This is a genomic window from Streptomyces lydicus, assembly GCF_000717345.1.
Taxonomy (GTDB): Bacteria; Actinomycetota; Actinomycetes; order Streptomycetales; family Streptomycetaceae; genus Streptomyces; species Streptomyces lydicus.
In genome coordinates this window covers 89,265-101,952 of record NZ_JNZA01000022.1, presented here as the reverse complement: position 1 = coordinate 101,952, position 12,688 = coordinate 89,265, and the positions used below count along the sequence as shown (strand labels likewise).

The following is a 12,688-nucleotide window of genomic DNA, read 5'->3' as shown; positions in this document are numbered from 1 at the left end:
GGCCGGGTCCCGGGCCACGCCCGCCGACGGAGTAATGGCGGGGCCCGGCCCACCGGGCACGCGAGGCTGAGGTTCTTGATCACGGCCGTATCAGGAGCCCGTGTGTACAGATCGGGACCGGGTGAGCCGGCGCTCGAACGGATCCCTCGCGAGCGCCGGCCGGACCGGGGCCGCCCGGCCGGGACGCGCGCGGGGACCGTGGACAACAGCGGCTTCGAGGTGCCCCGGCGCCCCGCGTGGATGCGCTGGCTGCCGCTCGCCTACCTCGTGTTCGTCATGGTGCTGGAGACCCTGACCCCCACGGACTGGGCGGTGAGCTTCCTGCTGATCGCGCTGCCCATGGTCGCCGCCTACACCCTCGGCCCCCTCGGCGTCGCCGCCGTCACGCTCTGCGCGCTCGTCCTGGAGGGCGTGGTGGCCGGCACGCCGTGCTGCACCGGCCACAACCTCCACCAGCTGTGGGAGACCCACCACGTGGCCGCCTACATCGACACCTTCCTGGTCGGCCTGCTCGGCGTCGCGCTGGCCGCCCACCGGCAGCGCCAGGAGCGGCACCTGGTGCGCGCCCACTCGGTGGCCGAGGCGCTGATGCGCACCCTGCTGCGCCCGGTGCCGCACGAGGTCGGCAGCGTCCTCGCGGCCGGTCTCTACCGCTCCGGCGAGGTCGGCACCATGGTCGGCGGGGACCTGTACGACATCCGCGCCACCGAGGCCGGCGAGCGCGCGCTCATCGGTGACGTCCGCGGCAAGGGGCTGAAGGCCGTCCGCACGGTCGCCGCCCTCCTCGGCAGCTTCCGCGAGGCCGCCCACGACGACGGTGACCTGCTGGCCGTCGCGGCCCGTATGGAGCGGCGGATGGCCCGGGAGGCCGACGAGCTGCGCGACAACGAACTGTTCGTCACCGCCGCCCTGGTCGAGTACGACGCCCCGGCCGGCCGGGTGACGATCGTCAACCACGGCCACATCGAACCGGTACTGATCTCCGGCGGCCGGGTCACCGCCCTCACCGGCCCGCCGGCCCTCCCGCTGGGCCTCGGCACCCTCGCCGACGAGGAGCCCGTCGCCTACACCCACCCCTTCGCCCCCGGCGATGTCCTCCTGCTGTGCACCGACGGCCTGATCGAGGCCCGCGACCACGACGGCACCTTCTACCCGCTCCTCGACCGCCTCCGGCACCGCTTCGGCGACGGCGCCGCCCCCGGCCCCGACGAGGTCATCGACTTCCTCAACACGGACCTGCCCCGCCACACCCGGGTCTTCCACGACGACGTGGCCATCCTGGCGATCGCGCCGCACGGGTCCGGCCGGCCGCCGTCCCCGTGAAGCGGGGCGCGGCCGCCGCACCGTTCACCCGTACTGGTGCGCCTCCCGCGCCGCGTCGACGAACGTCTCCAGCGCCGCCCAGAACGGGCGGAAGCCGGCGTCGAAGTCGTCCGAGCGGTCGGTGTCACCGGCGAGTTCGGCCGTGACGGCCACGTGGAACGGGCGGGTCGCCTTCTGGAGGGCGAGCGCCGCCACGGCGGCCGGGGCGGGGCCCTCCAGTTCGACGACCCGGGCACAGCGCCGGATCCTGAGGTACTCGGCGACCTCCCGGTCGTGCAGCTCACCGAGCGTGGCGGTACGGGCCTGCGAGCGCGGCAGCCGCAGCACCGCGGAGATCTCCCAGAACAACTCGCCCATGCGGTGGGTCTGTTCGATCAGGTCCAGGTAGGCCGTGCGCCGGCTCTCGCGGAGCCGCTCGGCCCGCTGCGCGCGGGCCGTGCTCTCGGCCTGTATCCGCGCGGCCCGGGTGACGCCACGACTGGTGACCCAACTGGCCAGCACGGCCGTGCCGCCGGTCACCGCCGCGATCGCCAGAGTCCACCACGTGCTGTCGCCCACGCGGCGTCACGATACCGAGTCCGGGCCGCCGTGTCGGCAGCGGCCCGGACCGGCCCGTCACGACGGGAACTCGCCCGGCGACACCCGGCTCGTCGTCGCGTTGCCGCCGATCACCTTGTTCAGGGTGAACGTCAGCACCGTGTACTGCGTGCCGCCGGTGACCCGGACGGTGCGGAAGTTCGCCTTGTCGTCGAACTTCTCGAAGCTGCACCCGCGGGTGAAGGAGCTCTTGGCGCTGTTCCAGTCCTCACCGGTGGTGAAGTACACCGTGTACGCACCGCTGTTGACGCTGCGTATCGTGGCGTTGGAGCCTTGGCGGACATACACCGAGAAGGCCGTCCGGCTGCCGCGGGTCAGCGTCACCACCGCGTCCGTGCCGGTGCCGTTCCTGATCGTCAGCCGCCCCAGTCCGCCCCGGCTGCCGTCGCGGACGAGCGTGCCGTTGGCGAGCCTGCGGTGCTTGGCCTGCTCCGTACGCGGCAGGCGCAGCCCGGCGTCGTAGCCGAGCGCGGTCAGCGACCGCCCGGCCTCCTGGACGCTCTTCGGGCTCTGCGCCGTGCCGAGTTCCACCCGCGGTGAGGTGGCGCACCGTCCGCCGTCACCCCGCGCGCTCTTCAGGTCCTGTCCCAACGCCCTCAGTGCAGACGCCAGTTGACTGTTGCCTGCGGTGGCGTCGTCGGGTGTCCTGGTGGTCTGCAGGGCGTCCGCGGCCGCGTCGGCCCGGGCCGACGCGGTGTCCAGCGCCTTGTTCAGCGCGCCGCCTTCACCCGCCCGGTCCACCGCGCGCAGCGCACTGTCGAGCGGGCCGAGCGCCCCGCTCAGGGCATGGCGGTAGGTGGCCGGGTCGACCGTCGGGGTCGGGGTCGGGCTGGGGTCCGCCGACGCGGCGGCCGCCGAGCCCCCGCTGCCGCCCGCCGGCCGCTCGCTCCCTCCGTCCGACGAACAGGCCGTCAGCGAAAGGGCCAGTGCGAGGGCCGCGGCGCCGAAAGCGGCGGCCCGGCGCCCGCGGAGCATCGTTCGTCTTTCGCGCATTCCTCGCGTCTCACCCGACGCGCGCACAGTCGTGTACCTCGTCATGAGTCCCCCGATTCCCCCGGTTTCCCCCGACTTCCGGCAACTGCCGAAAGGACCAGGCTTCTCCGCCCGCAAAGGACTGTCAAGGCCGTCTGCCGGGCCTGTGGACGACCGTCGCGACCGCCCTCGCCGACCGCTCCGGAATTTCTGCTTCCGCGCTGCTGCACAGGCCACTTGGCCCTCTGTAGAGTCCCCGCCATGGCAGCGCTGAGTGATCTTCTCCCCGCGGCGGCCGTACGGCTGGACGTCCGTGCCGCGGACTGGCAGGAAGCGATCCGGACGGCGGGCGGACTGCTGGTGGACGCGGACGCCACCACCGACGCCTACACGGTGGAGATGCTCCGCAACGTCGAGGAGAACGGCCCGTACCTCGTCATCGCGCCCGGCTTCGCGCTCGCCCACGCCCGCCCCTCGCCCGCCGTGCTCAGGACCGCGCTGTCCTGGGTACGCCTCGCCGAGCCGGTGGAGTTCGGCCATGAGTCCAACGATCCGGTGCGGCTGGTCGTGGCGCTCGCCGCCCGGGACTCCGCCGCGCACACCGACGCGATGGCCGCGCTCGCCCGGCTCCTCGCCGACCCCGCGACCACCCGGGCACTGCGGGAAGCACCCGGCCCGGAGGACCTGCGCCGGATACTCGCGGGGGACGAGAGCGAACCGACGGCCCCGGTGGACGCCGCGGACGCGGGAGACGTAACGGACGCGGGAAACACCGCAGTTGCGGGGGAGGGCGAGAGGCGGAAGCGGACGAGCGGCGCCCCGGTGCCGGCCGCGCCGTCCACAAGATCCTCACCGTCTGCGGCAACGGCGTCGGCACCAGCCTGTTCCTCAAGCACACGCTGGAGCAGGTGCTCGACCGCTGGGGCTGGGCCCGCCATGTGACGGTGGAGGCCACCGACACCATCTCGGCGAAGGGCAAGGCCGCCGAAGCCGTCGCGATCCTCACCTCCCGGGAGATCGCCCGGACGCTGGGCGACGTCGGCGTGCCGGTGAGGGTCGTCGAGGACTTCACCAGCCGTACGGAGGCCGACCGGGTGCTCCGCGACACCTACGACGTCTGAGCCGCGGCCCCGGGAACGCCGCCGCGCCGCCTGAGAGGACGAAGAACACCCACCATGCACCGGCTCATATCCCTCGCCACCTTCCTCGTGAACGAGATCCTCAGCCAGCCCGCGTATCTGATCGGCCTGATCACGGCGGCGGGCCTGATCGCGCTGCGGAAGACCGCCGGGCAGATCGCCGGCGGCGCCCTCAAGGCGACGCTGGGCTTCCTGCTGATCGGCGCCGGCGCCGGGCTGGTGGTCGGCGCGCTGGGGCCGCTGGGCGGCATGATCCAAGGGACGACCGGCGCGCACGGCGTGATCCCGACCAACGAGGCGATCGTCGGCATCGCGCAGGAGCAGTTCGGCGCCCGGGTCGCCTGGCTGATGATCCTCGGCTTCGCGGTCGCCCTGGTGCTGGCCCGCGTCACCCCGCTGCGCTACGTCTTCCTGACCGGGCACCACATGCTCTTCATGGCGACCCTGCTGACGATGGTGCTGGCGACCTCGGGCCGGTCGTCGGTGGTCGTCGTGGCCGTCGGCGGCCTCCTGCTCGGCATCCTCCTGGTGGCCATGCCCGCCTTCGCGCACCCTTGGACCAAGCGCATCACCGGCAACAACAGCATCGCCATCGGTCACTTCGGCACCGCCGGCTACATCGTCGCCGGCGCCGCCGGCCAGCTCGTCGGCAGGCGCAGCCGCAGCACCGAGGACATGAAGCTGCCGGAGGGCCTGCGCTTCCTGCGGGACTCCATGGTCGCCACCGCGCTGTCCATGGTCCTGATCTACGTCGTCATGTCGCTGGCCTACCTGGCCAGGGCCGGCCGGACAGCCGCCTTCAAAGCCTTCGCGGCCGACGGCGGCAGCGCGGCCACCGGCCTCGGCAACTACGTCATGAAGTCCGTCATGCAGGGCCTCCAGTTCGGCATCGCGGTCGCGGTGATCCTCTTCGGCGTCCGGACGATCCTGGGCGAGCTGGTCCCGGCCTTCCAGGGCATCGCCGGCAAGCTCGTCCCGGGCGCGGTGCCCTCGCTCGACGCCCCGATCGTCTTCCCCTACGCACAGAACGCCGTGCTCATCGGCTTCCTCGCCAGCTTCACCGGCGGGCTGGCCGGCCTCGCCCTGCTCACCTGGGCGTTCCACCCGGCCTTCGGCCTCGCACTGGTCCTGCCGGGACTCGTACCCCACTTCTTCACGGGCGGGGCGGCCGGCGTCTACGGCAACGCCACCGGAGGCCGGCGCGGCGCGGTCGTCGGCGCCTTCCTCAACGGCGTGCTGATCACCTTCCTGCCGGCCCTGCTGCTCAAGGTGCTGGGCGCCTTCGGCAAGGAGAACACCACCTTCGGCGACGCCGACTTCGGGTGGTTCGGCACCCTGATCGGCAACGCGGCCAAGACCGGCAGCACCGCGGGCGTCGTCCTGATGCTGCTCCTCGGCGCCCTCCTCCTGGGCGGCGCGATCCTCTTCCAGAAGCGCGTGGTGGACACCGGCTGGGACCCCGGGGCGCGGCGCGACGCCCTCCTGGGGGACGACGTCCCCGGTGCGCGGCCCGCCGCCGGCGCCACGACGGCCACGGCCACCGTCCGGACGTACGCGAAGATCGCGCCACCCCCGGGGGCGCCCACCCCGCCGCCGCCCCCCGAGGAGGGCTGAGCGCGCCCCTACGGGATGCCACTAGCTCTCACTGAGACCTAAAATCGGCGGTATGGCTGCAGGGGAGTTCCCCGACTCGCTCGCCGACGTACTGGCCGGCGTCCAGCGCCTCATCCGGCGCCGGCTGCGGGCCGGCCTGACCGTCCCCCGCCTGCGCGGTGCGCAGGTGGAACTCCTGCGCCTGGTCACCGACCGCCCCGGCATACGGGTGTCGGCCGCCGCGAAGGAACTCTGCCTCGCGGGCAATTCGGTCTCCACCCTCGTCAACCAGCTCACCCGGGCCGGCTGTCTGCGCCGCGAGACCGCCCCAGACGACCGCCGCTCGGCCCTGCTGTTCCCCACCCCGGCCGCGCGGTCCCGGCTGCACGACTGGGAGGTCCGCCGCAGTGCCCTGGTACGCGAGCAGGTCGCGCGGCTGTCCGAGGCCGACCAGGCGGCGCTGGCCGCGGCCCTCCCGGCACTGCGCAGGCTCGCCCACAACCTGAGCGAGGAGACGGAGGAGGCCCATGACCACTGACGGCGAGCGCCGCCCGACCCCGGACGGCGGTCCCCGGCCCGACGCCGTGACCTGCCGGGCCCTGCGCTACTCCTTCGGCGAGACCACGGCCGTGGACGGCGTGGACCTCTCCGTACGCCCCGGCGAGGTCTTCGGCCTGCTCGGCCCGAACGGCGCGGGCAAGACCACCCTGATCCGCTGCATCACCACCCTGCTGCCCGTGCCGGCCGGCACGGTGCGGGTGTACGGCCATGACGCGGCGAAGGAGCGGATGGCGGTCCGCCGGCTGCTGGGCTACGTCCCGCAGCAGCTCTCCGCCGACGCCGGGCTGACCGGCCGGGAGAACGTCACGCTGTTCGCCCGGGTCTTCGACGTCCCGCGCCGCGAGCGCACCGAGCGTGTCGCCCAGGCGCTGGCCGCCGTCGGCCTCACCGAAGCGGCCGGCCGGCTCGCCAAGACCTACTCCGGCGGCATGATCCGCCGCCTCGAACTCGCCCAGGCACTGGTCAGCGCACCCCGTCTGCTGATGCTCGACGAGCCCACCATCGGCCTGGACCCGATCGCCCGCACGTCCGTCTGGGAACACATCAACGCCGTACGCGCCGCCACCGGCATGACCGTCCTGGTCACCACCCACTACATGGACGAGGCCGACCAGTACTGCGACCGCGTGGCCCTGATGCACCTCGGCCGCATCAGGGCCCTCGGGACCCCGGACGACCTCAAGGAGGCCCTGCGCACCCGCCGCCGAGCGGCCGCCACCGCCACCGCCGCCACCCCACCCACGCCTTCCTCCGCACCACTCGCCTCGCGCTCAGCCGACGCCACGCCGACGCTTGAGGACGTCTTCCGGGACGTCGCCGGCAGCGGCCTCGACGAGCGGTCAGGAGACTTCCGCGATGTCCGAAGCACCCGCCGCACCGCACACCGCGTCGGCTGACGGCCCCACCGGCAGCGGCCGGCTGGACCTGCTGCTCGTCCCGCCGCGCTCCCGCACCGGCTGGCGGGTGCTGCCCGCCCGGGTCGTGGCGATGTGCGTGGTCGAACTCCAGAAGCTGCGCCACGACCGCACCGAGCTGTACACCCGGGCGGTCCAGCCGGCCCTCTGGCTCCTGGTCTTCGGCGAGACCTTCACCCGCATCAAGGCCATTCCCACCGGCGGCATCCCGTACATCGACTATCTGGCGCCCGGCATCATCGCCCAGTCCGCCATGTTCATCGCGATCTTCTACGGCATCATGATCATCTGGGAGCGGGACGCCGGCATCCTCACGAAGCTGCTGGTGACCCCGACCCCGCGCTCCGCCCTGATCGCCGGCAAGGGCTTCGCCGCCGGGGTGAAGGCGCTGATCCAGGCCGTCGTCGTGATCGTCATCGCCGCCCTGCTGGGCGTGGCCATGACCTGGAACCCGCTGCGCCTGCTAGGCGTGGCCGTCGCGGTGGTCCTCGGCTCGGCCTTCTTCTCCTGCCTGTCGATGAGCATCGCGGGCATCGTGCTGACCCGCGACCGCCTGATGGGCATCGGCCAGGCCATCACCATGCCGCTGTTCTTCGCCTCCAACGCCCTGTACCCGGTGGCGATCATGCCCGGCTGGCTCCAGACCGTCAGCCGGATCAACCCCCTCAGCTACCAGGTCGACGCGCTACGCGGCCTGCTGCTGGGCACCCACGCCCATCTGGCCCTGGACTTCGGCGTCCTCGTCGGCTCCGCCGCCCTCGGCATCGCGGCCGCCTCCTCCCTCCTGGGCCGCCTGGCCCGCTGACCCGCCCGCCCCCACAGGCCCCCCCACCAGGGCGTCCGGCGGCGCATCGAAGGCCCCCTCGGCCTCGAAATCCGCCGCGTTCGGGCCGCTACGCCCGAACGCGGCGACCGCCCCCGCCCGCGGCCACCCGCAGACCGCGCGCCGAGCCGAGGCCACACCGGCACGAAGCTACGCAGGACCGAGGATGAGGTAACCGCCCGTCCCGAGCTTGTAGCCGCCCTTGCCGGCGCAGTAGGCGTACGACCACCCGTAACCGCTGCCCGATATCGAGACCTTGTTGCCGTACGCCCAACCGCCGTTGTTGCATTGCGCCGAAGCTTGGACTTTGTAGCCCGCGGGATACCCCGTGCAGCCGTATCCGTACGTGTTGCCGTCGTGCCAAGGACGGGCGCACGACCCGGCAGCTGCCTGGCCGGGGGCGGGCAGCGCCTGGGCGGTGCCCATGGGTGCGGCGAGCGCCGTGAAGGCACCGCAGGCAAGGGCCAGTGCTGCGATCTTCTTACGCATGTGACTCCTCTGGTCGCCAGTCGAACGGCAGACGGACCGGACGCTGAGCACGGCCCCTTCCGAAGGGGCAAAGACCCGCGGCCCTCCGTCTCCTCTTCTTCCTCTTCTCCTCGACAAGAGTGCGGGCGCCACCTTGCGGCAACCTTGGACGTTCCTTGAACGCCCTGGTCAGAGCGTTTTCAGGCCGGCACGGCGGGCCTGAGCCCGTCCACCGTCATTGGCACACTGCCGTGGCCCCAACTCCCACGAATTCCAAGCCGACTTGACGGAAATTCCCATCCCTTCGCGCGTAGAGTTGTCGTACCCGAACGCTTCGAGCGGAGGACTGATGAAAGCCAGCCTGAGCCGGTTAACCTCCCGCATTGCGGGGTTTGTGCTGCATGGCCGCCGGCCGCGCCTTGACCACCCCGATTCCCACCGGCCCGCCCGCCCCAACCAGCACGCGGGCCTGATCAACCACTACCGGCCGACCTCTCCCACCGGCGGCGGTGGACTGCAGGGCCCCATCGGGTAGCGCAGAACCGCCCGAAGCCCTCCACCGAACGGCTCCGACCTGCCGGTACGGGCCGCCGCACCCGATTGAACTGCGGAGACCGCGCCCGGCTCGGCTGCACGGGCCGTCGCCCTCGTTCGTGGGGTGCGGCCGATGGTCTTTCGTGCGGGCGTGTGCGGGGCGGGTCAGACTGGGGTTATGCCTGAGATGCCCGAGGTGGAGGCGCTGGGCCGGTTCCTGGAGGAGCGGCTGGCCGGCCGGACGGTCGCGCGGGTGTATCCGGTGTCGGTGGCCGCGTTGAAGACCTTCGAGCCGCCGGTGACCGCGCTGGAGGGGCGGACGTTCGACGGGGTGACGCGCCACGGGAAGTTTCTGGCGCTGCGGGCCGACGGGCTGTACCTGGTGATGCATCTGGCCAGGGCGGGGTGGGTGCGGTGGAGCGAGCGGCTGCCGGCGGCGCCGCCCCGCCCGGGCAAGGGACCGCTGGCGCTGCGGGTGCGGCTCTCCGCACCGGACGGGGCGGGCTTCGACGTGACTGAGGCGGGTACCCAGAAACACCTCGCGGTGTATGTCGTGGCCGATCCGCAGGAGGTGCCGGGGATCGCGCGGCTGGGGCCCGATCCCCTGTCCGAGGACTTCACCGGGGCTGCCTTCGCCGGGATGCTGGCGGGGGAGCGGCGGCAGATCAAGGGAGTCCTGCGGGACCAGAGCGTGCTGGCGGGGATCGGCAACGCCTACTCGGACGAGATCCTGCACGCGGCGCGGATGTCGCCGTTCAAGCTGGCCGCCACGCTGTCCGAGGACGAGGTGACCCGCCTGTACACGGCGGTCGGCGCGACGCTGGGCGAAGCGGTCGAACGGGCCCGCGGGCTGGCGCCGGCGGACCTCAAGGAGGGGAAGAGGAGCGGGCTGCGGGTACACGGGCGCACCGGCGAGACCTGCCCGGTCTGCGGCGACACGATCCGCGAGGTGTCGTTCAGCGATTCCGCGTTGCAGTACTGCCCCACCTGCCAAACCGGCGGCAAGCCGCTGGCCGACCGCCGTCTGTCACGGCTGCTGAAGTAGCCCGGCCCGGGTCGGCGCCCGGGCAGCTGACACCGCGCAGGCCGGCGGGAGTTGGCGAGCCCCGTCCAGCGAGTGCGTTGTCAGTGCCCCGCACTATGGTGCCGCGCATGACTGACATCAACTTCTGGACCCGGCCGTCCGACCGGATGGTCCGGGGCGGTGGCCACTACAACATCACCGTCCTGCAACCCCCGTTCGCGGTCCGCGCCGAGGACCTGCCGCCCAACGACCCCGTCGCGGCACGGGCGTTCGCCGAGGCGTTCCCGACCGTCGACGCGGTCCTCGAAGAGCTCGACCCGGTGGTCGCCTACGCGACCCCCTATCTGGCGACGCGCGCGGACCTGGATGTCATCCAGGTCGGGTGCTGGGGCAACGTGCTGGCGATATCGGATCCGGCGATGGTCGACGACGGCAATGGCACCCCCCTGCTGTACGAGGTGACCAGGCTGCGGGAGCGGTTCCCCGACGCGCGGATCGTCGGCCGGGTCGAGGTGGACTGCGGCGAGGACCATACCGAGGACATCATCCACCTGCCGGAAGGGCCGATGTTCCACGCCTCGGGGTGGCCCACGATGGATCCGTGGCAACTGACCGGTGACCCTCATGCCGTCGCGGCGGCGCTGGGCATCGGCGCCGACGTCCTGGAAGAGCATGACATCGACTTCGACGCCGATCCCGGCGACGTCGCATGGGCCGACTTCGCCACCCTCGCACTGGGAGAGGCCGACCCGTGGCCCATGGCAAGCCTCAAGACCTCCGTCTTCCGCGTGCGGCACACCGAGTCCTACACCCGGACGATGGAAGAGCTGTACTTCATAGGCGACTGACCAACGCCCGTTGATCCGCCGCCGGTTGCACGATCGGTCTGACAGGACGGCATGGCATGCAAGGCGTCACCTCATGCCCGCGCGTCGCTCAGAGCCAGTCCCGCCGCTTGAAGATGAGGTACAGGCTGATGCAGACCACCGCCATCAGGACGATGGCGAAGGGATAGCCGAACGACCAGTGCAGCTCCGGCATGTGGCCGAAGTTCATGCCGTAGATCGTCCCGACGAGGGTCGGCGCGAAGAGGATGGCGGCCCAGGAGGAGATCTTCTTGATCTCCTCGTTCTGCTCGAAGCCGGCCTCGGCCAGGGCGCGCATTTCGGCGTTCTGCTGTTGGTTCACCAGCGTCGCGTTGACGGCGAGGATGTCCTGCAGAGCCTGCCGGAAGCCGTCCACCCGGTCCGTGGTGTGCAGGACGTGGTCGGCCACGTCCCGCAGGTAGCGGCGCAGTTCCTCGTCGATGGCGTACTTCTCGAAGCCCGCGGTGAGGCTCTCCAGCATGCCGTTGAGCGGGCGGGTCGCGCGCTGGAACTCGACGACCTCGCGGGAGAGTTCATAGATGCGCCGGGAGACGTACGGGTCGCCGCCGAAGACCTCTGTCTCGATCTCGTCGATGTCGTTCTGGACCCCGGCGACGACCGGCTCATAGCCGTCGACGACGGCGTCGAGGATCGCGTAGAGGACGGCTTCGGGACCGCGCTTGAGGAGTTCGGGGGCGCTCTCCAGGCGACGGCGGACGGCTGAGAGGTCGGGTGCGCCGCCGTGCCGGACGGTGATCACGAAGTCCCGGCCGACGAAGACGTGCAGCTCGCCGAAGTCGACCTCTTCGGGGTCGTCCAGATAGCGCGCGGCGCGCAGGACAACGAAGAGGGTGCCGCCGTAGCGTTCCAGTTTGGGGCGCTGGTGGGCCTCCATCGCGTCCTCGACGGCGAGCGGATGGAGGTCGAACTCCGAGGCCAGGGAGACCAGTTCGGAGGGTGAGGGGTGGTACAGCCCGATCCACGCCATGGTGTCGGGGGTATCGCGCAGCTGGCGGAACGTATCCGCGAGGCTGTCGTGGGTACTGACGCGGTGCCCGTCCTGATAGAGCGCGGCGGTGATGACGCTGCTGCTGTTCTCGTCCGCGGGCCGAGCGGGCCCGGAATCGTCCGGCGGCGTGACGGGCGAGGGCCCGGAGGGCCGCTTCTTCGCTGGTTTGCGCAGGCCGCGCAGGCTACGTGGCCGACGGCCGGGAGGATCAGTGCTCACGACAGAACCGACCTCCTTCACAAGGGGGGATGAACAGGCACACAGAATCTCGACGCAGGATATCTGCCGCGGATGTCAGCACAGGTCAAGGGGCATGGTGCAGGATGGAAAGGGGCGTCCGCGGCGTGTGTCGCGTCCGCCGAGCTTTGTATGTTTATCCCTAGAATTGTGCGATGCAGATACCGCAGACAGCCAGCGCTCCTCTGGGTGAGGTGATTCGGTGAACGGCCCAGATGCCACCGACGAGCAGTGGGAAGGGCTCGCCGAGGTCGTCCCGCTCCGCAGCAGCAGTGAATGGCCCTCCTGGCCCGACCACCGCGCCCTCCCTGACGAGGAACCGGCGGAGGAGATGCGGCGGTTCATCGTCATCCGCGTGCAGACCTTCGCGGACGCACGTGAGGTCGCCGAGTACCTCATGGCGCAGATCCCGGTCCTGCTGGACCTCAGCAGCGCCGACACCGACGTCGCCAAGCGCATCCTGGACTTCTCCAGCGGTGTCGTCTTCGGGCTCGGCAGTGGGATGCACCGGGTCGACACCAACGTCTTCCTGCTCGCCCCGGTGGGCACCGAAGTCGCCGAGTCGGTAGCGGGAGCCGTCCCCCGTTCGTAGGAAGAGCTGTCGGGCGGAACGGTTCTCCGGTCCGGG

Annotated in this window: 14 protein-coding genes; 10 read left to right on the top strand and 4 right to left on the bottom strand. The window is 71.6% G+C overall.

Annotated features, from left to right (window positions below; translation table 11 throughout):
- Window positions 1-102: 102 nt before the first annotated feature.
- Window positions 103-1,323 (top strand): PP2C family protein-serine/threonine phosphatase, encoded by a 1,221-nt coding sequence (locus tag OO62_RS21735; RefSeq protein ID WP_051733499.1) that lies wholly within the window; start codon window positions 103-105, stop codon window positions 1,321-1,323.
- Between the two features lie 24 nt (window positions 1,324-1,347).
- Here the strand turns inward: OO62_RS21735 and OO62_RS21730 are convergent, their stop codons facing one another.
- Both OO62_RS21730 and OO62_RS21725 read right to left on the bottom strand, forming a co-directional pair.
- On the bottom strand, window positions 1,348-1,881 hold the full coding sequence (locus OO62_RS21730; protein ID WP_033269181.1) for a hypothetical protein: 534 nt from the start codon (window positions 1,879-1,881) through the stop codon (window positions 1,348-1,350).
- 57 nt (window positions 1,882-1,938) lie between these two features.
- Complete coding sequence (locus OO62_RS21725; RefSeq protein WP_228332555.1) at window positions 1,939-2,913, bottom strand: hypothetical protein; 975 nt, start codon at window positions 2,911-2,913, stop codon at window positions 1,939-1,941.
- 240 nt (window positions 2,914-3,153) lie between these two features.
- Between OO62_RS21725 and OO62_RS36580 the strand changes: the two genes are divergently transcribed.
- From OO62_RS36580 to OO62_RS21700, 6 genes are read left to right on the top strand one after another with little or no spacing between them, the layout of a single operon-like run.
- The gene (locus OO62_RS36580) at window positions 3,154-3,834 is read left to right on the top strand and encodes a PTS sugar transporter subunit IIA (RefSeq protein ID WP_228332556.1); all 681 of its coding nucleotides are present in this window, start codon (window positions 3,154-3,156) and stop codon (window positions 3,832-3,834) included.
- The gene (locus tag OO62_RS40815; RefSeq protein WP_228332676.1) at window positions 3,738-4,013 is read left to right on the top strand and encodes a PTS sugar transporter subunit IIB; all 276 of its coding nucleotides are present in this window, start codon (window positions 3,738-3,740) and stop codon (window positions 4,011-4,013) included. Before OO62_RS36580 ends, OO62_RS40815 begins: the two co-directional genes overlap by 97 nt.
- Before the next feature lie 54 nt (window positions 4,014-4,067).
- Entirely contained in the window at window positions 4,068-5,645 is a 1,578-nt protein-coding gene (gene ulaA / locus OO62_RS21715) for a PTS ascorbate transporter subunit IIC (protein WP_033269179.1), read from the top strand.
- A gap of 52 nt (window positions 5,646-5,697) precedes the next feature.
- Window positions 5,698-6,162 carry a MarR family winged helix-turn-helix transcriptional regulator gene (locus tag OO62_RS21710; RefSeq protein WP_033269178.1) on the top strand — a complete coding sequence of 155 codons (465 nt, stop codon included), beginning with the start codon at window positions 5,698-5,700 and terminating at the stop codon, window positions 6,160-6,162.
- On the top strand, window positions 6,152-7,081 hold the full coding sequence (locus OO62_RS21705) for an ATP-binding cassette domain-containing protein (protein WP_033269177.1): 930 nt from the start codon (window positions 6,152-6,154) through the stop codon (window positions 7,079-7,081). The genes OO62_RS21710 and OO62_RS21705 overlap by 11 nt, the downstream gene beginning before the upstream one ends.
- Window positions 7,041-7,904: an ABC transporter permease gene (locus OO62_RS21700; protein ID WP_033269176.1), complete on the top strand. Its 864-nt coding sequence runs from the start codon at window positions 7,041-7,043 to the stop codon at window positions 7,902-7,904. Before OO62_RS21705 ends, OO62_RS21700 begins: the two co-directional genes overlap by 41 nt.
- Window positions 7,905-8,072: 168 nt before the next feature.
- Here OO62_RS21700 and OO62_RS21695 read toward each other — a convergent pair whose 3' ends face one another.
- Window positions 8,073-8,411, bottom strand: a complete 339-nt coding sequence (locus OO62_RS21695; protein WP_033269175.1) for a hypothetical protein — start codon at window positions 8,409-8,411, stop codon at window positions 8,073-8,075.
- A gap of 691 nt (window positions 8,412-9,102) precedes the next feature.
- On the opposite strand from OO62_RS21695, the gene OO62_RS21690 reads away from it, so the two are divergent.
- On the top strand, window positions 9,103-9,969 hold the full coding sequence (locus tag OO62_RS21690) for an Fpg/Nei family DNA glycosylase (protein WP_033269174.1): 867 nt from the start codon (window positions 9,103-9,105) through the stop codon (window positions 9,967-9,969).
- Window positions 9,970-10,076: 107 nt separating this feature from the next.
- Entirely contained in the window at window positions 10,077-10,796 is a 720-nt protein-coding gene (locus tag OO62_RS21685; RefSeq protein WP_051733498.1) for a DUF6333 family protein, read from the top strand.
- 88 nt (window positions 10,797-10,884) lie between these two features.
- Here OO62_RS21685 and OO62_RS21680 read toward each other — a convergent pair whose 3' ends face one another.
- Window positions 10,885-12,042, bottom strand: coding sequence for a magnesium and cobalt transport protein CorA (locus tag OO62_RS21680; RefSeq protein ID WP_033269173.1), 1,158 nt, complete (start codon window positions 12,040-12,042; stop codon window positions 10,885-10,887).
- A 220-nt stretch (window positions 12,043-12,262) separates the two neighbouring features.
- Between OO62_RS21680 and OO62_RS21675 the strand changes: the two genes are divergently transcribed.
- Window positions 12,263-12,652 (top strand): cell division protein SepF, encoded by a 390-nt coding sequence (locus OO62_RS21675; protein ID WP_033269172.1) that lies wholly within the window; start codon window positions 12,263-12,265, stop codon window positions 12,650-12,652.
- Window positions 12,653-12,688 lie beyond the last annotated feature (36 nt).